The sequence below is a fragment of the Sphingobacterium sp. UBA3519 genome (assembly GCF_002377215.1).
Lineage (GTDB): Bacteria > Bacteroidota > Bacteroidia > Sphingobacteriales > Sphingobacteriaceae > Sphingobacterium > Sphingobacterium multivorum.
In genome coordinates this window covers 185539-209263 of sequence record NZ_DFPI01000025.1, presented here as the reverse complement: position 1 = coordinate 209263, position 23725 = coordinate 185539, and the positions used below count along the sequence as shown (strand labels likewise).

Annotated in this window: 16 protein-coding genes; 10 read left to right on the top strand and 6 right to left on the bottom strand. The window is 41.6% G+C overall.

Annotation, left to right across the window (positions count from 1 at the left end; translation table 11 throughout):
• Positions 1–143 precede the first annotated feature (143 nt).
• The 5 genes from B3297_RS16095 (at position 144) to B3297_RS16075 (ending at position 4785) form a co-directional block, all read left to right on the top strand.
• Entirely contained in the window at positions 144–770 is a 627-nt protein-coding gene (locus B3297_RS16095; RefSeq protein ID WP_115047965.1) for a superoxide dismutase, read from the top strand.
• 1 nt (position 771) lies between these two features.
• Positions 772–1269, top strand: coding sequence for a DUF2480 family protein (locus B3297_RS16090; RefSeq protein WP_112374155.1), 498 nt, complete (start codon positions 772–774; stop codon positions 1267–1269).
• Positions 1269–1823 carry an NADPH-dependent FMN reductase gene (locus B3297_RS16085; RefSeq protein WP_115047969.1) on the top strand — a complete coding sequence of 185 codons (555 nt, stop codon included), beginning with the start codon at positions 1269–1271 and terminating at the stop codon, positions 1821–1823. Before B3297_RS16090 ends, B3297_RS16085 begins: the two co-directional genes overlap by 1 nt.
• Before the next feature lie 367 nt (positions 1824–2190).
• Positions 2191–4146 (top strand): sensor histidine kinase, encoded by a 1956-nt coding sequence (locus B3297_RS16080; RefSeq protein ID WP_286779137.1) that lies wholly within the window; start codon positions 2191–2193, stop codon positions 4144–4146.
• Positions 4147–4158: 12 nt separating this feature from the next.
• Positions 4159–4785: a LuxR C-terminal-related transcriptional regulator gene (locus B3297_RS16075; protein WP_070569509.1), complete on the top strand. Its 627-nt coding sequence runs from the start codon at positions 4159–4161 to the stop codon at positions 4783–4785.
• A 9-nt stretch (positions 4786–4794) separates the two neighbouring features.
• Here the strand turns inward: B3297_RS16075 and cydB are convergent, their stop codons facing one another.
• Together cydB and B3297_RS16065 are read right to left on the bottom strand one after the other, a co-directional pair.
• A complete protein-coding gene (gene cydB, locus B3297_RS16070) occupies positions 4795–5871 on the bottom strand; it encodes a cytochrome d ubiquinol oxidase subunit II (RefSeq protein ID WP_115047975.1) in 1077 nt (358 codons plus the stop codon).
• Positions 5872–5877: 6 nt separating this feature from the next.
• A complete protein-coding gene (locus B3297_RS16065) occupies positions 5878–7215 on the bottom strand; it encodes a cytochrome ubiquinol oxidase subunit I (protein WP_286779136.1) in 1338 nt (445 codons plus the stop codon).
• Between the two features lie 226 nt (positions 7216–7441).
• Between B3297_RS16065 and B3297_RS16060 the strand changes: the two genes are divergently transcribed.
• From B3297_RS16060 to B3297_RS16040, 5 genes are all read left to right on the top strand, one after another.
• The gene (locus B3297_RS16060) at positions 7442–7699 is read left to right on the top strand and encodes a hypothetical protein (RefSeq protein ID WP_286779135.1); all 258 of its coding nucleotides are present in this window, start codon (positions 7442–7444) and stop codon (positions 7697–7699) included.
• Positions 7696–8427: a hypothetical protein gene (locus tag B3297_RS16055; RefSeq protein WP_286779134.1), complete on the top strand. Its 732-nt coding sequence runs from the start codon at positions 7696–7698 to the stop codon at positions 8425–8427. Before B3297_RS16060 ends, B3297_RS16055 begins: the two co-directional genes overlap by 4 nt.
• A 439-nt stretch (positions 8428–8866) precedes the next feature.
• The gene (locus B3297_RS16050) at positions 8867–11962 is read left to right on the top strand and encodes a SusC/RagA family TonB-linked outer membrane protein (RefSeq protein ID WP_286779133.1); all 3096 of its coding nucleotides are present in this window, start codon (positions 8867–8869) and stop codon (positions 11960–11962) included.
• Positions 11963–11994: 32 nt separating this feature from the next.
• Positions 11995–13605 (top strand): RagB/SusD family nutrient uptake outer membrane protein, encoded by a 1611-nt coding sequence (locus B3297_RS16045; RefSeq protein WP_286779132.1) that lies wholly within the window; start codon positions 11995–11997, stop codon positions 13603–13605.
• Positions 13606–13678: 73 nt separating this feature from the next.
• Positions 13679–15013: a sulfatase-like hydrolase/transferase gene (locus B3297_RS16040; protein ID WP_254667765.1), complete on the top strand. Its 1335-nt coding sequence runs from the start codon at positions 13679–13681 to the stop codon at positions 15011–15013.
• Positions 15014–15113: 100 nt separating this feature from the next.
• Here B3297_RS16040 and bglX read toward each other — a convergent pair whose 3' ends face one another.
• From bglX to B3297_RS16020, 4 genes are all read right to left on the bottom strand, one after another.
• Positions 15114–17390, bottom strand: coding sequence for a beta-glucosidase BglX (gene bglX, locus B3297_RS16035; protein ID WP_286779131.1), 2277 nt, complete (start codon positions 17388–17390; stop codon positions 15114–15116).
• Between the two features lie 165 nt (positions 17391–17555).
• Positions 17556–18941 (bottom strand): glucoamylase family protein, encoded by a 1386-nt coding sequence (locus B3297_RS16030; RefSeq protein ID WP_112374161.1) that lies wholly within the window; start codon positions 18939–18941, stop codon positions 17556–17558.
• A gap of 76 nt (positions 18942–19017) precedes the next feature.
• Positions 19018–20448: a RagB/SusD family nutrient uptake outer membrane protein gene (locus B3297_RS16025; protein WP_286769777.1), complete on the bottom strand. Its 1431-nt coding sequence runs from the start codon at positions 20446–20448 to the stop codon at positions 19018–19020.
• Positions 20449–20468: 20 nt separating this feature from the next.
• Entirely contained in the window at positions 20469–23570 is a 3102-nt protein-coding gene (locus B3297_RS16020; protein ID WP_286769776.1) for a SusC/RagA family TonB-linked outer membrane protein, read from the bottom strand.
• Positions 23571–23725: the final 155 nt, after the last annotated feature.

Genomic DNA, 23725 nt, shown 5'->3' with positions numbered 1-23725 from the left:
TTTTATTTTTTGTTCTAAAAAGTGTTTCAGATACAGGTTTAGTCTTTTCGAATTTAGTTTTATGACTTTAATAAAACAACTGTTTAGTTGTTTTATTAAAATTGATTCTCTAGTTTTGACTTATCATAAAAAACAATAAAACTATGCACAAATTTCAATTACCCCAGTTATCATATTCCTATGCGGCGCTTGAACCCTATTTTGATCGCGAGACCATGACGATTCATCATCAAAAGCATCATCAAGCTTATGTCGACAATCTAAATAAGGCATTGGAAGGATCGGAAAGCGAAGCTGACACGCTATTGGATATACTCACAAACATAAGTACATATAGCCCAGCAGTCCGCAATAATGGCGGCGGTCACTTTAACCATACGTTATTTTGGGAAATCTTATCGCCTAATCCAAAAACGGTACCCACAGGGAAGTTAGCAGATGAGATAAATGCAGCTTTTGGTTCTTTGGAAGAGCTCAAAGCTAAGATCAAAAATGCGGGGCTTGGGCAGTTTGGTTCGGGCTGGTCCTGGCTTTATGTCAAGCATTCAGGTGCCTTAGATGTCGTCGCAACGGCCAACCAGGATAATCCGCTGATGGATACACAATTGACCGGTAGAGGTTTTCCTATTTTGGGTGTCGATGTTTGGGAGCATGCCTATTATTTAAAATATCAGAATAAAAGGGCCGATTATTTAGATGCATTTTGGTCGCTTTTGGATTGGTCTGTTGTTGAACAAAAATACGATGCCGTGATTGCAGGCTTGGTTTGATATGTTTATAAATAAAGTCGAAAACACGGGTATATTGGCTTTAGATCTGATTGATTTTAAGTCCAATCTCGCCATCCAAAGTTTTGACATCAAAACATTGTTGTATCGGGAAGCAATCGTGAAAGAAAAGGAATTCCGAGAAGCGTTGACCGCGGTGGACTGGTCTGCTTTCCGAAATCAGGCGGTTGCTATCAACTGTTCTGTCGACGCAATTATCCCGCCTTGGGTCTATATGACCCTGGCGGAAAAACTTCATCCTGTTGCAGCGTATTACGATTTTAAGACGGTAGAGGCTTTGGAAATAGATTTGTGGATACAGGCTTTGCAAGCAATGGATCTATCGCATTTTCAGCAGCAAAAGGTTGTCATACGGGCCCGTCCGAATATCCCGGCGTCACTTTATATGTTGGCGACGGAACGTTTGATTCCTATTGTGCAGACCTTGATGTATGGTGAGGTTGGTATGCCAAAAGTTATTTTTAAAAAAGGGAAAGTATAATGAAAGCATTAATATTCAATGGTGCCTTGGAAAGAAGGCAAGAATCGACATCGGGAAAACTGTCACACTATGTTTCCGACCAACTAAACCAACGAGGTATTGAAAATACGATTTTTAACCTGGCTGATAGCGGAATACCCTTATTTGATTTGAGTCTCAATCGGGTGCCCAATGCCGTCAAGATTATGAATACTCAGTTTCTAGAAGCAGATGTACATTTTTGGTTGTCTCCGCTTTATCATGGAAGTATTCCCGGTGTGATGAAAAATTGTTTGGATTGGCTTGAAGTCAGTGCTAAAAATAAACCGGCTTATCTGACGGATAAACATATCGGACTGGTGTGTTGGGCCGATGGTGTACACGCACTACAGGGCATTAATGCAATGGATGCTATCGCGAAGTCGCTCCGCGCCTGGACATTGCCTTTTAGTGTGCCCATTATGAAATCGGCGCTTTTTGAGCCGGATAATCCAAATGTGCTTTCTTCGGTTTACCAGTGTAAGCTGGATTTGCTGATGGATATTGCTACGAAAAAGAGTAGCGAATATCGTTGATAAAAAAGCCTCTCGATAGTTCGAGAGGCTTTTTTATCAACGGGATATGTTTTAGCCTATATTTAAATAGATTAGGCTAATCTTATGCTGGTAATTAATTTCAAAAAAAGTAGAAGAATGTCTTTAGCAATTCATCGCGGAGATATATCTTTGTTTTTTGGATCCGCTAATTGACTATGCGGTTTTCCGACCTACGTTTTCTACTGTCGACTTTGACAAAGCCGGATCGACCGCAAATTTAGACGTAGGGAGAAGTCTTGAACCACCATCAGACTTTCTTGTTGCATATTATGAAACCATTGGCTGAAAAGGCCCCATTTAGTTTAATTGTTGAAATGATTAAGAAATTGGATTAATAATGTTTCAGTTGAAAGAGTTAACGAAGATAATTGCCTTTTTTATAGTATACTTTACTGTGCATCTTGTAAGTGCACAGAGTTTTCTGCCATTGGATGAAAATAGATATCGATCTGATGCGGAAAGGTTATTGCTGTCGAGTTCGGATGACAGTGTGAAGGCAATGCAGTATTTTTATTTGGCAGATTACTATCGATTTAGGGATACGACCAAATTTTGGGATCATATGCGGGAGGGGGAGCGTTTCGCCAAACCATTCCGGAGTTTACAGGCGATGGGGGCACTCTACAAAAGCTTTTATTATGGACAATTTCTGGATAGTAAAAATGCCGGAGTTGAAGCCCAACGATGTGTAGACCTCCTTGGAAATGCGCAAAAACCTTTTCAGCAGGGCCTTTTGGCCAAAGCTTGGTATAATCTGGGCTTGATTCGATTTCCTAAAAAAGGATTTGCTGATTTTCTGGATATCCTAAACGGGAAGTGCCTGCCTTATGCCAAAGCACATGACCCCATCATGGAAGGTAGTATAAATACGATGATCGGCATGACCTTTATGTCGTCCAATCAGCTTGCAAAAGCTGATGAATATCATCAATTGGCCATCAAGCAACTCGAGCAGCAACCGCCGAGTACAGCACTTGTGGTGGCTTATCTCAATACAGTCAGCAATTATTGCTATCAGGTGAAATCTAAAGAAGCAAGAGTGCTACTGGATAAAGTCAAACAGCTCTTGAAAGATTATCCAAATTCTTCGCAATTACCCAATTACTATTACAATGAGGCGCTTTATTTTACCACAAAGCAACAGACTGATGAAGCCCTTCGTCTGCTGGATATCGGGTTGGATTGGTCGGTGAAAATGAACAATTGGAAATTATTCCAGATGATGCGGTTCAGAAAGTTTAATGTGTATCTCCTGCAGAAAAAGTATGCTGATGCTAAACTACAGTTGGAGGAAATCGTAAAAAATGGATTATTAACGCGAGATCTTTACAACAGTAAAATTGTGTACAGTCAACTGGCGGCTGTAAATGAGCTGATGGGTAATTATCAGGATGCGCTGAAAATATCCAATAAGGCAAATCAGCTATCCGACAGTATTCAGAAGGTCCAATTGTTGGAGAAAATGAATGAGATGGAAGCAAAATATAAAACCGTAGAAAAAGAAAAAGAGATTCTGAATCTGCGCGCAGAAAAGGAACGCAACCAATTTCGGATTTTCCTCGTTTTGGGTATTGCCGTTTTGCTTTTCTTTATTGTGCTATTTGTTACTTTTTCCTATCGAAAACAACGGAAGCTTAATACACAGATACAGCTCAATCACGAAATCGCATTGGACAAAATGGAAAAGGAAAAGCAGTTGCAAATTTCGGAATCGATGCTAAAAGGAGAGGAGCAGGAGCGTCAGCGTATTGCCCAAGATCTGCACGATAGCATAGGTGGCATGTTGACAGGTTTAAAATTTAAGATTGCCGGCGATGTGGCAAAGAGTACGCTCTTGACAGATGAAGTGCCGCAGAAGTTGAACGATATTTTAGGTGAAGTAAGACGGATATCCCATAACCTGATGCCCGAATCGCTGCGTCAGTTTGGATTGATAGCAGCATTGGAGCAATTGTGTATGGCGATGAAAAATAGTAACGTTTCGATCCAGTTTGAGAACTACGAGCCTGAATTGAATGTGGACTTTCAAAAGGGGTTGGCCCTGTATCGAATTGTTCAAGAAGCTATTTCAAATGCACTAAAGTATGCAAATGCAGATTCAATTATCGTTCAGGTAAGTAAATCGGAGGAAGTACTCCATATCCTCGTTGAGGATAATGGCAAAGGCTTTGATTCTGCTGTGTTAAATTATGGATTGGGTTTAAATAATATGGTCAATAGGGTGAAATGGATCAATGGATCAATTGATATTCAGAGTAAGCTTGGATCTGGAACGCAGATCGAAATTGGTGTAACGGTTTAAATAAGCGGAGTCATGAAGATAATTGCAGTGTTAGACGATCATCCCTTATTGTTGGAAGGTGTCGCTTCTTTTCTCAATAATCAGGATGGGTATCTCGTATACCCCTTTTTGGAAGAGATTGCGTTAATTGAATTTTTAAAGATCACGGGGGCCGATCTCATCCTGATGGATATGCAGCTGTTAAAGACAAATGGGGTGGATGTCTGTACACAGGTGAGGAAACTGTTTCCGATGATTCCCATTGTTGCATTGAGCAATTTAGCCGATGGAAACCTTATTTTTCAGTTTATGCAGGCTGGTGGAAATGGCTATATCTTAAAGGATGTTACCAACGAAGAATTCCTGCGCTGCGTAGAGCTTGGGCTCGATGGGAAAGAGGCCGTTTGTGATCGGGCAAAAGAACTTTATCGTGGTGCAATTTCGACGATCAGCGGTCTACCTCGGCTTACACAGCGTGAAAAAGAGATTTTGACGTTGATCTCCAAGGGACTTACGACGAACCAAATTGCTGAACAGTTGTTTTTAAGTCCAGTTACGGTTGAAACGCATCGGCGCAATCTCCTGACTAAATTCAAAGTTAAAAATATGATTGAGCTCGTACAGCTGGCAATGAAACATAAGTTGTTGGGACTCGAATAGAGACCGCTCTTAATGTTCGCCGTAACCCACGTCATCCAGCTTACCTTTGAAGACCCTAAATTGGATGATAAAATAGGCAATCACCAGAATTGCGGCAAACATAAACCAGCCTAAACCTACGGAAAGACCATATTCATGCGCCGCCGCATTTTGAATCGTCAAGGAGGGGTTTACGTCATTCGTTGAAGGCAATACTATCGGGAACATGGAAGCAACGGTCGTCGCAAAGCTCCCTAGGATGAACAGCGATGAAAATAGGAAGCCAATACCATCTTTTTTAAAGGTTTTGATCCAAAATTGTCCAAGTAATCCAACGGCAGCTATCACAGGGAATATCCATAGCCAATAATGATTTTGAAGATTGTTAAGGGAGATGGGTTTCACATAATGCCATACATAGGCCGATAGTATGACGAGAATAAGCAAGACAAAGTTGAGCTTAAAAACAATGTTCTTTAGTCTCGTGTTCAATGTACTGGATGTTTTCAGAATGACCCAGCCTGCGCCGTGGATGGTTAATGTAACGACGGCAACTAAACCTAATATGATAGTGAACCAGTCTATGATGCCTTGATGTTGGGCTAATGGGTCAAATGTCGGGTTCCAAAGTGCCAAGAAGAAATAGTGCGGCTCTTGGGTAGATACACCATTCTCTACCATACCCAGGTTTACTCCGCGAACGACATTGCCCAGCGCGGCGCCAAAGAAAAGTGCCAGCAACAGGCTTGCGAGGCCGAAAGCCTTATCCCATAAAGCTTCCCAAAGACGATGGTGAACCTGACCTCTGAGTTCAAGACTTATTGCTCTAAAAATAAGTAACCAAAGTACAAGCATTAGGGGAAGGTAGAAACCACTGAAGGAGGAGGCGTAGAGTGTGGGGAAAGCAAAAAATAGGACACCACCAGAAGCGATGAGCCAGACTTCATTGGCATCCCAAAACGGCCCAATTGAGTTGGTAACAGCTTTTTTCTCCTGTTCGGTTTTAGCAAAGAATAGATGGACAATTCCCGCTCCAAAATCGTACCCATCGAGTACGATATAAATTCCCAGCATAAAAGTTAAGACGATAAACCAGAATATTTCCATAGCTAATTAGGTTAATGCAACTGTCGTTTCAGGACCTTTTCTAATGATCTTCAAGACTAACATCAGAAATAACAAGCCCAAAAGAATGTATAAACCGACGAAGCCGAGAAAGGTAAATAATGTATTTCCGGAAGATACGGTAGGGGATACACCGTCTAACATTCGCATGAGATTATAAACAAGCCAAGGCTGCCGCCCCAATTCAGCTGTATACCAACCTGCAGTATTCGCGATGTATGGAAATGGAATCATAAACATGATGATCCACAATAACCATTTGGTTTGATACAATTTGTTCCGCCAAAGCAGTAGCGCTCCAAGAACCATAATGCCGATGAATATGGTACCCAGCCCTACCATGATGTGATAGCTGTAATACAGTCCGGGTACGTTGGTTGGATGTAAGGACTGGTCAAATTCATTTAATCCTTTGATTTCTGCATCCCAGCGCTGGTAGGTGAGGAAGCTCAAGACATTCGGCACCGCTATTTTATTGTCCAGCTTTTTGTTTTCCATGTCGGGTTGGCCGACCAGGATAATCTCGGATCCGCCTTGCTCCGTTTTGAAAATGCCCTCCATGCCGGCAAAGGCTGCGGGCTGATATTTGACTACGTTTTTGGCGGCAAGGTCTCCCGTAGGAAATGCCAACATAACCGATGAAATGGCGCCGAAGATGACGCCACTTTTAACGAATATCTTTCCAAACTTACTATGCCGGTCGCTTAGGAGATAGAAAGCTCCAATAGAGGCCACAAAAAAGGAACTGGTCACCAACGAAGCGGCTTGATTATGTAAATAAGATGGCCATAACCATGGATTATTGAATAATGCACTAAAATTGTTCAGTACAAATTTGCCATTTTCAAGAATCTCATACCCAACAGGGTGCTGCATCCAGGAATGTGTGGCGATAATCAGGAAACCACTGGCCCAAGATCCGATAAAGACCATGAGTCCGGATAAAAAATGGAGCTTATGCCCCAGCAACTTCTCTCCAAAAAGAAACATCCCCAGAAATGATGACTCCAGGAAAAAGGAAAACATACCTTCCATGGCTAAGGTCTGTCCGATAATACCACCCGTAAGTTCAGAAAATTTAGCCCAGTTGGTACCAAATTGAAACTCCATGGGGATACCTGTTACAACGCCCATGGTGAAGTTAAGCGCAAAGATTTTCATCCAAAATTTGGATGCATGGTTGTAATCTTCGTTTTGTGTTTGCAGAAATTTCCATTTGAAATAGACGATCATGAGGGATAAACCCATGGTCAATTGAGGGAATAAATAATGGAATGTAATCGTAAATGCGAACTGAAGTCGATTATAGAGAATCATATCTTCCATGTAGCCGAAGTTTTGGTTAAAAGACAGCTAAATATAACCTTTTATTCGCGTATATATCCATGAAACTGTTTTATTTTTTGATAAAATAACGGGCCTTTTATTGTTTTCTGTACGTATTGTAAAATCTGAACCTCAATAGCAGATATCAATCAGCATAATCTCTTTTTTATCTTATCTTCGCCCGAATTTAAAACGGACTTGAACGGTAGAAAAGAGCATTAGGGAAATGAAGAAAGTGCTGATTTTGATGGGTGTTTTATTGATACCTATATTTTTTATTGTATTGAATAATACGGGGCGCGGTACAATCGCTAAAGATAATATTGTGTTTCGAGATAAATTATCTGATTACAATTTATTCAAAGGCAAAATTGCTGATCTTGTTCCAAACGACCAGGGAATTTCCTATGAATTAGCCTCGACCTTATTTACAGACTATACCGATAAAAAGCGCGTCATCTTTCTTCCCAGGGGAAAAAAATGATCGCCTCAGATGATGGTTTGCCCAGCTTCCCCGACGGTACCCTAATTGCCAAAACATTTTTTTATCCGCAAAAAGATGCGGCCGGAGATGTACGACAGCAATTGCTTGAAACACGGCTGTTGATTTATAAAGACGGACAGTGGAATGCAGCAACCTATCAATGGAATGTAGCCCAAGATGAAGCTTTGTTGTTGATGGACAGTGCTTCCGTGCATGTTTCGTTTTTGGACAGCAAAGGTGACGAGCGACAAACAAATTATATTATTCCTTCACGAAACGATTGTATGGCATGCCATCGACAAGGAAATCAGCTGTTTCCGATAGGTCCAAAGATCAGAAATCTGAACCGGATAATCGGTCAGGATGGTGACAGCATCCAGCAACTGGTGCAGTTGACCAAACAGGGGGCTCTCGAACTGAAGTCCATGAAAAGCTTCACGAATTTACCGAGTTATGATGACCTTGCCCAATCGACTGCAAGTCGTGCGCGAGCTTATTTGGAAATCAACTGTGCCCATTGTCACAATCCGAAAGGGACAGCCTATATGACCATGCTGGATCTTCGTTATGAAAGCCCCATGCATGAAACTGGAATTTGGTTGAAACAAGCGAAGATTATTGGACGGATGTCTACATTGGGAGAGATGCATATGCCTCAAAAGGGAACCACCGTATTGCATGATGAAGGCATCCTGCTGATTAAAACCTATCTAAAAACTTTAAAATAAGCGTTCCTTGCTTATCCTTAATCGGTAACCTTTTACGGCTACCAGTCTGCTTATATAGTCCCTTTGCAGGTCTCGTATATTTATTTTAATAAAATCTATAGAATTAGTAGATTATATTAAATTTACTCCTATATTTGTGAAAAGATAACAGATCGCTGTTGAAAATATGCATTACTTTTCAGCGTGGCGTATTAACACATTATTATGGAACATATCAATATTAGTAAAAGCACATTTTTCGTAAGTATTACTGCAAAGTCTCTGAAGGCTAAATCCCCTGATGTAAGAAAGATGCGAATGTGTCATATAGGATAATTTCCCTTATCTTTTCTCAAACTGACAGCAGGGGAGGCGCTCGCTTCCCCTCATGTCTTCAAAATAAAAACAAGTTTTCGATTGGCGTTGGCACTTGTTCGTATTCACCATTAATACTTTATCTATGAAAAATCTTAGGGTACTCCGGTATTCTACCTTGTCGCTATGTTTATTGTTATCTGGCGTTGGGCATCAGGTATATGCGCAAACAGATGTTAAACCGATTGTCAATGCTTCCTTATCAGGCTATGTATATGATAGTCAACGTAAGCAGCCTCTTGAAGGCGTAACCATTCAACTCGAAGCTGTAACGCATGTTGTTACAACAGATCAAAAAGGTTTTTTTCAAATTGTAACGGGACAGAAATTACCATTTTCCATTACACTCTCGCGCATTGGCTATAAGAAAAAGTCCTTGTTAGTTTCCGAATCTCCCACAAAAATTGAATTAGAGCCAGTTACACAGGACCTGGATGAGGTGGTGGTTGTTGGCTATGGAACTCAGAAAAAAATCTCGTTGACCAATTCAATCGCCAGTATTGATGGTGATAAATTGACGAAAAGACCAGTTTCTAATACGCAGCAGGCTTTGCAGGGCTTATTACCGGGGGTGACTGTTCAAGACCTTGGTGGAAAACCAGGGCAATCGGCTGCCAATATTCGAATTAGAGGATTGACGACATTTAATACCAATTCGAGCAGCACCAGTGGATATGATCTCAGCAAGAATAATGCTTTGGTCATCGTGGACGGAATTGAACAACCCTGGTCAAAGTTAAACCCCAATGATATCGCTTCAATTTCAGTCCTGAAGGATGCGGCTTCCACGGCGATATATGGATCACGTGCGACCAACGGTGTAATTATTGTAACTACCAAAAGTGCAAAATCTGGACATGTTGTGATTGATTATAATGGCTACTACGCCTTACAAAAATCAATCAACACCCCAAAGCAGATGGACGCCGTATCCTACCTCCAATTGCAACAGGACGCCTACCGTAACGCGGGGCTGGCGGTGCCGGCGCGATTTACTGACGAATCAATAACGGCTTATCGGACTGCGACCGATCGCGAAAAATATCCTTTACCGAATACATGGTTTGATACGCTGTTGAAAACAGCTCCTCAACAAGACCATGCCTTGTCATTCGCAGGTGGAAATGACATTCTACGTTCTAGATTGGCGGTTCGTTATAATAAACAGGATGGTATTATTGATCATTATGGTGCTGAACTGGCGGATATTAGGCTAAACAACGATTATAAAGCAAGCTCTTGGCTTAATTTTACGGGAAGTATAAACTACCGATATAGTAAAGCCGCCGAGCCCGGACGTGATCCAATCAATAACTTTCTCCATGGCTCGATGTGGGTGGTCCCCAAATATGATGATGGTACCTACGGATTAAGTACACAAGGAAATAATCCTTTAATGCTGATTGAGAAAAGTGGTTTTAAAAAGGTTAATGAAAACTACTTAAGCTCCATCGTTAAAACCGACATTCAATTGTGGAGAAATTTGTTATTTACGTCCCAATTTGGTGTAAGAGTGAACCTAAATAATACCAAAACCTTTTTGAACGCTTTTGACAATAAGGACCGAAATACAGGTATTGTAAAAAGTTTTCCGATCAATTCATTAAACGAAATTCGTGATAATAGCAGCGAGTATACATGGAACAATCTGTTGACCTATCAATTGGCGGCTGGGCCAAATCATATTAAGGCACTTGTTGGCTATTCACAGATTCACAATTATCAAAATTACTTAACGGCTTATCGCGAAAGATTCTACAATAATGATATCACCTCTATCGGACAAGGAGCTGATGATGCGACCAAAAACAATAATGGATATGATGTGCAGTATGGCTTGCGTTCGTTTTTTGGTCGGGTAAATTACGATTGGGATGGCAAGTATCTGCTCGAAGTGAATGGGCGTTACGATGGTTCATCCCGTTTTACGGGCGACAAGCAATATGGTTTTTTCCCTTCGGCATCAGCAGGATGGCTCTTATCCAAGGAAAACTTTTGGGAACCTATTCGAAATTCGTTGAACGAATTCAAATTGCGTGCTTCCTGGGGCAAGACAGGAAACCAATCGGTAGATTTGTATAGTTATTATTCTGCCCTCATTGCGGCAGGATATGATTTTGGGGGTAAATCTGTACAGGGGTATCGACTGGACAGTTATGCCAATCAGCAATTGGGCTGGGAGTCTACGATGCAGTATGATTTGGGCTTGGATGCCGCTTTCCTAAACAATCGCTTGACTTTTACCCTGGATTACTATAAAAAGGTAACTGACGATATTCTACTAAATCTGGATATTCCTGCCGTTTTGGGATTAAAGCCTTCACCCCAAAATGCGGGAACAGTACTGAATCGCGGTTGGGAATTCAGCGCAAATTATCAGAAAAGACCAAGTGCGCCTGGGGCTTTTGCTTACCAGCTGAATGGAAATTTAAGTATCAACCATAATGAAGTAACCGATCTAAAAGGTACTGGACCCTACATTGCCGGATCGGATATTGACCCAAGGTATATTATTGCTAAAGGACTTCCGATCAACACACTTTGGGGATATAAGACCGATGGTCTCTTTCAGTCTGCGGAGGAAATTCAAGCTTATGGCGCTACGTATGCTACAAATACGAAGCCCGGAGATGTGAAATATGTGGATTTGAACGGCGACGGGGTGATCAATGCAAATGACATGGCCGCTATTGGCAACTCTTTCCCCAAATATACCTTCGGAATAAATGGGAGTTTCACCTTTAAGAATTTTGATCTTGATCTGCTCTTTCAAGGTGCAGCAAAAGTCGATACCCGATTGTCAGGAGCATTGGCTGAGATGGGAAATCAGGAAGGCTTTACACACGAAATATTTACAAACAATTATTGGACACCAACACATACGGATGCACGCTTTCCGCGCGTGGTCAAATATGATTTGCGTAATGTCGCAACCTCGGACCGTTTAGTGGTTAACGGTTCTTACCTGCGGTTGAAAAACATACAGGTTGGATATACAGTGCCACTACATGCTATCGGAAAGACAGCAATCAACAAACTTCGGGTATACCTATCCGCGACGAATTTATGGACAATTTCAAAATTGAATGAATGGAACCTGGATCCCGAAGCTGAATCTGGAAGAGCGGTATATTATCCGCAAACCGGCCTTTATACACTGGGCGTCAATTTGACCCTGTAGTGTGATTGTTAATACTATATAATTGAATACGAATGAACTTTTACAACTATCTATATCAAAAAAGAAACCTGATTTTCAGTTTCGGACTGTTTTCGCTTATGCTGATTAGCTGTGATAAGAATCTGTTAGATGCTGTACCTACAGACCGCCTGTCGGAAAATATATTTTGGAAGAGCCAAGCCGATGCGGAGCTAGCTGTAAATGCGCTCTACAATGACCTGGATGGAGCAGAAATCTTCTATTCCGATGCATTGACGGATATAGCCCATGTCAATCAGCCTTTCGCTGTGGATGCCTATATTGAATTGGGTACCTATGATGCTTCAAGTTCCCGGTTGTACAACACCTGGAGCAGTGCCTATAAAGGAATCGGTGCAGCCAATTACTTTTTGGCGAATGTTGGTAAAATCGAGGGCAGCAAAGATGAAACATTGATTGCTCGATATATCGGCGAAGCGCGCGTGTTGAGAGCCTATCAATATATCAAATTGGCCTATTTATTCGGTGCAGTTCCTCTGGTAAAGGCACCATTGACACTACAGGAAGGAAGAGAAGTACAACAAGCGACGCTATCTGAAATCTATGATTTTATCGACAGCGAATTGGAACTGGCTGTGGCAAGTTTGCCTGAAAGCTACTCCAGTAACGATATCGGACGCATAACCCGTTGGGCCGCATTGGGCCTGAAAGCCCGGTCGGATTTATATGCAGGACGTTTTGCAGCAGCAGCAAAGGCAGCAAAAAAGATTATCGAGGGCAAACGATTCGAGCTTTACCCTTCGTACGCAAATCTGTTTACGTATGCAGCTGAAAATAACAAAGAGGTGTTGTTGGATAAACAATTTCTGGAGAATATATACACCCAAAGTGTCTTTAACCTCTTGGCCCCCTATAGCCAGCAAAATGGGCAGAGTACCTATGTGCCTACCAAAGCCTTGGTCGATAGCTATACCACATCTAAAGGGGATTTAATTACGGATGCTAATAGTGGTTATGATTCCAAAAATCCCTATAAAAATCGCGATCCGAGGCTTGCTTTCTCAATTTTTTTGGATGGCGATCCGCTTCCAAATGGAGCTATTTTTCATCCCGCACCCAATAGTGGGACTGCCGATGCTGTGGGGAGCACCTATATTGCTTCCACAACAGGTTTTAATATAAAGAAGTATATCGATAAAAAGGATTTGGCAAACCCTTCTAAAAGTGGCTTGAATATTATACTATTACGTTATGCTGAGATATTATTGACCTATGCGGAAGCGAAGATTGAGCTCGGTGAGGTCGATGTCAGTGTTTATGATGCGATCAACCAAATTAGAAATTCACGAACGGATGTAAAGCTTCCAATAGTAAGTAATCAAGCAAATCAGGAACAACTTCGTCAGCTGGTTCGTCGGGAACGTACAGTGGAACTGGCATTTGAAGGATTACATCTTGCGGACATAAGACGATGGAAAACTGCTGAAAAGGTTGTTCCCGGTAAAGTGTATGGCATCACCTATCAAAATAATAACGGAGAGGCAGTTGTCGTTGAAGCAGCCTCCGAAAGCCGTGTTTTTGATGCGAAAAAGCATTATCTCTGGCCCATTCCACAACGGGAAATTAACCTCAATCCGAATTTAAAACAGAATCCAAATTGGTAAAAATTGTTATCTTGTGGCACGAATCCAATTAACTCATACAACTATGATGCGATACACTAAATTTATGACCGCTATGGCTTTATTTTTACTGGTGGCTTTTGCCAATGCCCAGCAAAAAAAGCCTAATATTATCTTAATTTTGACCGATGATCTCGGATATAGCGACATTGGCTGTTATGGAAGTCCGAATATTTCAACCCCCTTTTTGGATTCGATCGCCAGTAAGGGCGTGAGAGCAACAAACTTTATGGTTTCTACGCCCTCGTGTACACCTTCAAGAGCTTCTTTATTAACCGGGAGATATGCTTCACGTTATAATCTTCCAGCACCAATCGGTCCAGGCTCAGATTTAGGCTTGCCTGATGAAGAGGAAACGATTGCCGAATTATTAAAAAAGGTAGGCTATCGGACAGCATTGGTCGGAAAATGGCATTTAGGAGATAAACAAACTTACCATCATCCTAATCAGCAAGGCTTCGATTCTTTTTATGGCATGCTGTATAGCCACGATTACCGCGATCCTTATGTAAAGACCGACTCTGTCATTAAGATCTTCCGGAATCGGAAACCTGAAGTCGTGGCACCCGACGATTCGGATCTGAGCGCACTTTATCACAAAGAAACAGTGAAGTTTATCGAAGATCAAGATAAAGATCATCCATTCTTTTTATACTATGCGCATAATTTTCCGCATCTTCCTTTGGCATTTGCCAACAAAAAGAACCGATTTGCAGATCAGCAAAATGCAGGCCCTCTGGGTGCGGTGATGCAGGAGCTGGATCATAATTTTTCGGAGCTCTGGAAAACGGTTGAGCGAAAAGGCCTCGCCGATAACACCATTTTAATTTTTTCAAGTGATAATGGTCCCTGGATAGCTTATCCATCGCGAATGTCTGACGATCACGCTACAAAGAACTGGCATGTGGGTACTGCAGGTGTCTTCAAAGGGTCGAAAGCCGAAACAACAGAAGGTGGCGTCCGTGTACCGTTCATTATTTATGGAAAAGGTTATGCCCAAGAAGGGAAAGTTCTTCGACAGGCAATTAGCAACTTGGATGTGTTGCCGACCATCGCCAAATGGACCGGTGCATCATTGCCGAAGAAATCTATCGATGGTCAAGCGATCGATTCTTTATTGAACGGCAAATCGGAAGATTTAAAAACAGCACATAGACCAATATTTTTAGTGAATTATGGACATGTTGAGGCGGTTCGGTCAGGTGACTGGAAGTATCGTCGGATAGCGGGTGGAGTCAATCAGATTTCGGGTAAACCTTATGATGCTATTGAAGAACTACATAACATTGCCTGGGATCCGAGTGAAAGAACCAATATTTTAACGGAATATCCAGAAAAAGCGGCGGAATTGCGTTTATTGTTTGAAAGCTTTGATGGGAATATGAAGTAGCTAGAAATAGCAATGACTAAACATAGACATCGTTAAACATAGACAAGGCGGCACTTATTTTCGAAGTGTCGCCTTGTTTTTTTATAGAGATGCAATAGATTTAAAGCAATTCAAACTCTTTTTCTTTGACATCACGGCTGTTGGGACCAATGTAGACTTTGAAAGTTCCTGGTTCGGCAACGTAATTCAGATTGTTGTCAAAAAATTTGAGATCATTTACTTTGATGTTAAAGTTTACCGTTTTTTGCTCTCCTTTTTTGAGGAATATTTTTTGAAAGCATTTTAATTCTTTTACAGGACGCGTGACAGAACCAACAACATCCTGGATATAGAGCTGCACGGTTTCTTCCGCATCATAGTTTCCTGTATTGCGGATGTCGATACTTGCTTGTAGCGTACCTTTATCGTCAATTGTGTTGCGGTCAAGACGAATTTCACCATAGGTAAACGTCGTATAACTTAATCCATAACCAAAAGGGTAGAGTGGGGAATTGCTTACATCGAGATAATTTGATTTGAATTTTTCAAAATCGCCCGAGTTTCCGTAGGGTCTACCGGTGTTTTTATGCGCATAATAGATCGGAATCTGACCAACATTGCGTGGGAAGGTGGCGGTAATCTTACCTGAAGGAACGACGTCCCCAAATAAGACATCGGCTACTGCTTTTCCTGTTTCCGTTCCGCCAAACCACACATTTAATATGGCTGGTACGTGAGCATCTTCCCAAGTAAGCGTAAGTGGTCTACCCGTAAATAACACCAATACAACTGGTTTTCCTGTTGCCAGTAATGCTTTTAATAGGTTCTGTTGATTTTTCGGGATGTCCAATTCGGAGCGACTGGAGCTTTCACCCGACATTTCTGATGATTCACCAAGGGCAGCCACGACCACATCGGATTGTTGAGCAACTTTTACAGCGTCTGCGATGATCTCCTCTTCTTTTCGGGAATCGCGTGTTATGGTACGGCCAAACATGGTTGCATGCTTTTGGTAAATTGGATCTTCCAACAGATTGCTGCCCAGGTGTGTGAGGATATTGACTTGATTACCCAACACGGCTTTCATTCCCTCCACTAAAGAGGCTGTTTTGTCCAATTCAGCACTGACACTCCACGTTCCGGGCATATTTGGACCTGAATTGGCTAATGGACCAATGACAGCAATTGTACCTGTTTTTTTTAATGGAAGTGCTTGGTTTTCATTTTTCAGCAAGACAAAAGACTTTGCTGCAATTTCCCGGGATTTGGCATGATTGGCAGCCGATCCGATTACAGTTTTTGCCCGTTTTTCGTCACAATAGCGGTAGGGATCGTCAAATAAGCCTAATTTATACTTGGCTTCCAAAACAAACCGACAGGCCCTATCGATGTCTGCTATTTTGACCTTGCCCGCATCTAAAGATTTTTTTAATGTCGTCAGAAACCCTTCACCGACCATATCCATATCAACGCCAGCATTCAGGCTTAAGGCCGAGACCTGTTGGAGGTCACCTAGGCCATGTGCTGTTAATTCGTTTACAGCAGTGTAATCAGTTACGACTAATCCTTTAAAGCCCCATTGCTTACGCAACACATCCGTCATTAACCATTTATTTGCCGAGGCAGGGACACCATTGATATCATTAAAAGAAGTCATGATACTTCCTGCTCCCGCATCTATCGCTGCTTTATAAGGAGGTAGATATTCGTTGTACATGCGGTGAAGGCTCATATCCGTGCTATTGTAATCACGACCACCTTCGGCTGCACCATATAAGGCGAAATGTTTGACACAGGCCATCATGGTGTTATGTGCTGCCAGGTTATCCCCTTGGAAGCCATAGACGATGGCTTCTGCAACTCGCGAGCTTAGATAGGTATCTTCACCCGCACCTTCGGAAATACGGCCCCAGCGTGGATCGCGCGAGATATCGACCATGGGCGAAAATGCCCAATTAATTCCATCAGCGGTAGCTTCTTCGGCGGCAATACGTGCCGATTGTTGAATCAAGTTCATATCCCAGGTAGCAGCAAGACCTAAGGGAATTGGGAATACCGTACGATAACCGTGAATGACATCCATTCCAAAAATGATGGGTATTTTTAAGCGGGATTGCTTGACGGCTATTTCTTGCGTTTTGCGAATTTTCGCTGGTGTGCTCATGCTGAAAATACCACCGATTTGGCCGTTTCTAATTTTGGTATCCACATCGGTGGATACAGTGGTTCCAGTTGTCGCTTCGCCACCGGTTACCAAATTAAGTTGTCCAATCTTTTCTTCGACAGTCATCTTAGCCATAAGCTGATCAATGAATGTGTCCATTTTCGGATTGGATTGCGCTGGACTTGTATGCCAGGCGAGCAATGCAAGAAGGAAAGTACCTACTACTTTTTTCATCGTATTATTTTTTTGTGCGCGTGGATTTTGCTTTCCGCGCAATAGGGTAAGTTTATGTCAAGTGCTCAAGATGATCCCTGAGTTTTCTTGATCAGATGTCCTGTTATTTTTCGTGGAAGGAACCATTTTCAACGTGTGACGGATTGAAAATGATTCCATAGGCCACTACTTTAAATAAGGACTGGTAAAACCGAGTTTCTTTAGTCCTTGTTGAATTTCTGGAGCCTGCATAAATAGGTCCCAGATTTTTCCGGTTCTGTAGTTTTCGATCATGACAATAATAGGCCCCTGATCGATGGCTAAATAACGTTGTGGATACCAATTTGCCGTTTCACTGTAGGCATCATAGTAGCCATATTTACCCCAGATTTTATTGCCGAGCTGATTGTTTAAGTATTGTGCAAACTGTATGCTTTCATGTGGGGCGTAGGGCATAGACGATAAAGCCGCTGTAGGGGAGATCACACCAGGATCGTTGTCTGGATGATGTGCATCGTATCCGTTGATGGAATAGCTGGCCGTCCAGCCCCAACCTTTCGTTGAACCATAACCTTTGTAACCTTTTGGGTTCAGATCTGCGTATGCCAAATTGATCTTAACATGATTGCTTGTCGCTTCCCAATAATCTGCGTATTGGTCTTTTAATCCTTTGGGGCTCAATCCTAGATAGGAGTAATGTTCCCAGAAGAGCGGGCCCACTTCACCTTCTTTGGCATTGTGCTTCAGCACGAGTGGAATATCATATTTTTTAGCGGAGCTTTTAATTGCACCAGATCTTGCCCATCCCTCATGATACACCTGGGGTGCAATCGGATAAGTAGGGGAAGAGGCTGCCAAAATATAGGTAATAAGACACTCGTCATATCCTCTGACGGGATGATTTTGCTGGAAGTTAAATTTAGGGCTCCAATGCCAATAAATAACATTTTGTCCGTTTGTATAGTGATTCCAATTGATTTCTTTCCATAGCTTGTCTGCTTTTTGAGCGATCAGTTTGGCGGAATCACCTTTATCTTTTAGATACTCCCGGATAGCAATTAATCCCTGCGCTAAGAAAGCCGTTTCGACAATGTCGCCACCGTTATCTTTTTCACTGAACGGTTTCGCTGTACCCAGTTCTCCATCGTACCAGTGTGCCCAAGCTCCTTTAAACCGTTCGATTTTGCCTAGATAATCCATGATGTGATTCAACTTTTGAATGCCTTGTTCCTGGCTGATAAAACCACGTTCCATCGCGACAATCATACCCATGAGTCCGAAGCCACTACCACCTATGGTCACGACATTACGATCATTTTGGGTGTATACACCATCCATATGGATGCGTTCTCTAGCGAGACCAGAAGTAGGTTCGGCACCCTCCCAAAAATATTGAAATGTATGTTGCTGAATAGTGGTCAATAGCGAATCTTCATTGATCTTGCTTCCGCTGGTTGAATCAATTTTTGAGGGACTGTCTGGACTGCTATTAGCAGTGTTTTGGCACGAACTGCTGAGAATAAGCGCCAAAGCTATACCGCTAAGTGCTGGATATGCTATTCGTTTTCTCATGGATATGTTGTTTAATTCTTGAAAAAATGTTCAAACGACCTATGGTCGTTTGAACTACGTTATTTTGTGTAAATGATTACCAACCGGTATTTTGAGGCATTTCTGGTGTTTGGATACGTTGATTCTCCGGAATTGGAAAAAGCAACATTTTATCCTGGAAAGTTTTTCCATTGGCAGCCATGGCTGTTTTTGCCTGTTTTGTACGCACCAAATCAAACCAACGGTCGTGTTCAAATGCCAATTCAAGACGTCTTTCTTTCCAGATCAATTGACGGAGCTGCGCTTGGTCGGTTGTTGTTACGTTGGCTAATTTTACACGTGTGCGCACGGTATTCAATGCATTCAGCGCTTCACTGCTATTGCCAACCTCATTTGCGGCTTCGGCCAGGATAAGATAAATTTCACCCAGACGGAGGTAACGTACGTTTTTATCACCGTCAGCGGCACCTCCATTTGCTGAGGAATACGCTTTTTCATTATACATTGGGTTTTCTACACCATTGTCAATCAGACGGCCATCATAGAGGGTTTCACCTCTGAAAATAATTGTAGCATCCCGGCGGATATTATCTTTTTCGGCATTGAATGCATCCAATAGATTTTGACTTGGGATATTAAAACCCCAGCCTAAGTTGACCGCTCCTCCACGAGGTGCCTGTACTTGACTATATTGTTGGATACCATGTGCGATAGAGGTGCCCCTTGCTTGAAATTCAAATAATGATTCGGGACCATTTTCCCCTGCCAAACGCCAAATTGTTGCGTAATCCGGTTCGAGACTATATCCTCCAGATGTGATGACAGTTTTCGCCATGTCGGCAGCTTGTTGCCATTTGCTTTGATACAAATAGACTTTCGACAATAACCCTTGTGCGGCACCTTTGGTCGCTCTACCTAAATCTTTTGCAGCATAAGCAGATTTGAGTGGAAGATTGTTGATAGCAAATTGTAAATCCGCTTCAATATAGGCGTAAACTTCAGCTGCGGGTTCTCTTTTTATTAAATCACGTTCTTGGATAGGAACATCGCCCCATCCGCGGACAAGATAGAAATAGTTCAATGCACGCAGAAAACGAGCTTCGGCAATCAATCTGTTTTTATAAGCTTCGTCTGTCAGTCCAAATTTTTCTGTGTATGCAATAGCTTGTGTAGCCCGCCCTATGGATTTATACCAACGTGTCCACATGGAAAGAAAGGAACCCGTTGTTGAAGTGTAAGTCAACTCGTCTAAACTTAACTTGTCACCACCGGCATCTGTCGCTGAACTACCTTTATCCGCATTATCGGAAAGCATGTCCGTGATACCGATGTAAGAGAAAGAATAATCCCAATCAGTAAACATTCCATATACACCATTGACAAATTGCTCGGGTGTGTAGATTTCTTCACTGTCTTCGGCTTCAACATATTCTTTAGAAGGTACATCTAAGAAGTTGTTGTCTTTACAGCCTTGCAATGCAATGCCCCCACTAAGAAGAATTGCTATATAAAGTTTGTTAATTTTCATTGTCTTCAAAACTAAGGTGATTAAAATTGCATGTTAAGTCCAAATAAGAAATTACGTGTCGTTGGATAAGCTGAAAGCTCAATACCAGAAGTTAAATTTGGACTACCGTCGCCGGCAAGTTCAGGAGAGAAACCACTATAATTCGTAAATATAAATGGATTCTGAGCAGTAACATATAATCTTAATTTAGATCTCGAGCTATATAAGTTATTGAAAGTGTATCCTACAGTGATATTATTGATACGGAAATAAGCGCCCGATTCGAGGAAATAACTCGAAGCCCAATATGCTCTTTCTGCACCGGGATGTTCATTGGTTGAACCTGCGCCAGTCCAGCGATTTTCAAAAGTTGATAACGCGATGTTCTCACCTGCATTGGAACGAACGCTATTTAAACCATTGTAAACCTTATTGCCTGCGACACCATATCCGGAAACATTAAAATCAATAGCTTTATAATTAACACCAACATTGATACCATATGTTGAAGTCGGTAAAAATGATCCAAAGAAAACCTTGTCGCGGGAATCGATGACACCATCTTCATTTTGATCCTTGTACTTCAGATAGCCAGGTTTTGCAGCACCAAACGATGGGTAATTTTTTACATCTTCCGCATCTTGAAAGACACCATTTGCCTCAAACATCCACCAGCCATAGATCGGTTGTCCAACGCGAAGCTGTTTGGTAATCTCCCCATTATTTAAACTGCCTCCAGTAGCACGGTCATAAGCCGGGACCACTTCCGTTACTTTATTTTTATTGTATGAATAATTAACACCGAATGTATAACTGAACTCCGGACTTATACTTTTGTTCCAATTTAAGGCCACTTCCACACCTTGGTTTAATACTTTAGCACCATGCGCATAGAAGTTTTTTTCGGATGGAGAGGTGTAAGTCGGTGTGACATCAAGAATAGTATTGGTATTCAGCTTATGATAGTAGTCAATGGATCCTGAAAGCTGATTGTTTAGAAACGCAAAGTCTACGCCAGCGCCCGTTTCTCTGGTTACTTCCCAGGTTAGATTTACGGCTGGAGTGCCATATGCGCTTCCATAAACCATATTCTGTTCAGGACCAAAAACGTAGTTGTAATTTGAACTTTCTGGACTTGTTAAAATTGTGGAAACATTTAGCGGGATATCTTGGTTACCTAATTTACCCCAGTTTCCGCGCACTTTCAATAAATTAATCCAGCTGGCATCTTTCATAAAGCTTTCGTTGGTTACCGTCCAACCTAATCCCACCGATGGGAATGTACCCCAGTATTTTCCTGTATTACGGAAAACACTTGATCCATCTCTACGCAATGTTGCCGTTAAATAATATTTGCTATCGTAATTGTACTGCAAACGTCCAAAATACGAAGCTAATGCTCTTGGGGTATAAGAGGTTTGCAGCGCAACAATACCATAATTGGTTGTTCCTTTTGCAAGATTGATATTCCAGTATTGCTCTTGTTCAGGTACATTATAACCCGTTTGGCTACTCATGCTGTTTATGTCGTATTTCTCTCGCGACATCCCCACAACCGCCTCAATATGATGCTTGTCAAAATTCTTGTTAAATGTTAAGAAATTCTCGATAGACCAGCGGAATTGTTCTAGATTTTCATATTTCAAGCTGTTGTCTACATAATCAAGCGCTTTTGGATTGTTTTCCTTTAATTTGATGAAATCAGATTCATTCAATAAAGTATTAGCATTTAACCATTGATCTTTTACATTATTAAAAATCCGTTGTTTCGAATAAAATTTATTCCCGCCAATACGCGAATTGATTTTCAGATAATCTGTAATCTTAAATTCTCCCTCAAAACTTCCTTGTAAGCGTAGCGTATTTGTTCTTTCATTTTGGCGTAAAACCTCATACACTGGATTTCCAATAGAATTTAGATTTCCGATGGCTTGGCCTGGTGCGGCCTCAATGCCAGCGACACCTGTTGTTGTATTTACACGACCTAAACCGTAACGGCCATTATCAAACATAACGGGCGCAAGTGGCGACTGACGGTAAGCCGTGGTGAAAGCACTATAAGGCTTAGGTGTTGCATTTGTTAATGTAAGATTTAAATTTTGGCTGAACTTTAGGCGGTTGTTTAAAAATTTATATACGTTGTTATTGCGTATGGTATTTCTTACAAATTTGGAGCCTTCAAGAATACCATTTTCGGTATAATTGTTTGCTGATACGAAGTAATCAACTTTCTCAGTTCCACCAGAAATATTAACAGCATTATTAAATACAGAACCTGTACGTAATAATTCGTCATACCAATCTGTATTATATTTTTGATTCTCAGCTAAACGGTAAGACCCATTGGTCGAGGTGAGGTATTCATTTGCAAATATTCTAAACTGATCAGCGTTGGCCATTTTCACGCGGTTCAATACGTTTTTTATACCCGCAAAGCTTTCATAATTGATGTTTGTTGTTCCGGCTTTACCTTTCTTCGTCGTCACGATAATAACGCCATTAGCCGCCCGAAGACCGTAAATAGATGCGGAGGATGCATCTTTTAAAACATCCATAGATTCAATATCGGATGGGTTGATATTATTAATATCTGTTTGTGCAATTCCGTCGACAATATAGAGTGGATTCCGTCCTGATAATGCAGTTCCTAAGCCCCTGATAATGACATTGGGTGATGACCCCGGAGCTTCATTTGCAATAATATTGATACCTGCAGCTTTACCTTGGATGGATTGCATGGCCGACATGGCAGGTTGCTTCGTGATATCGGATGATTTCAAGGAGCTGATCGATCCGGTCAGATCTGCTTTCTTTTGTGTACCATAACCGATAACAACAACCTCTTCCAATGCTTGATTTTGATTTTCTAAGAATACATTGAGTTGCGTTTGATTACCAATGTATACCGTTTGTGTGCGATAACCCAGAAAGTTAAAGACCAGTGAGTCGGTAGGAGAGGCATTGATTTGAAATTTCCCCGTTGCGTCGGTTTTTGTAGATACTGCTTTCCCTTTGATACTAATGGTGACGCCAGGCATGGATATCATGCTTGTGCCATCTTTGACCACTCCTTGTACCGAAGTTTGTCCATAGGCAACCGATACGACCATGGATGTCAAAAATAATGCGGATAGATTCCTCATATCGTTAATTTTTGGTGTTTGTTTAAAATACGTTGGTTATTTCCCTGAAGCAAATATGTTGATGTAGTACAACTTTGCCAAAATTTAACATATTCACATCGCTACTACATGAAATTTCGGCTTGCTCAGGCTACCTTTTATTGTGTTTTATATTT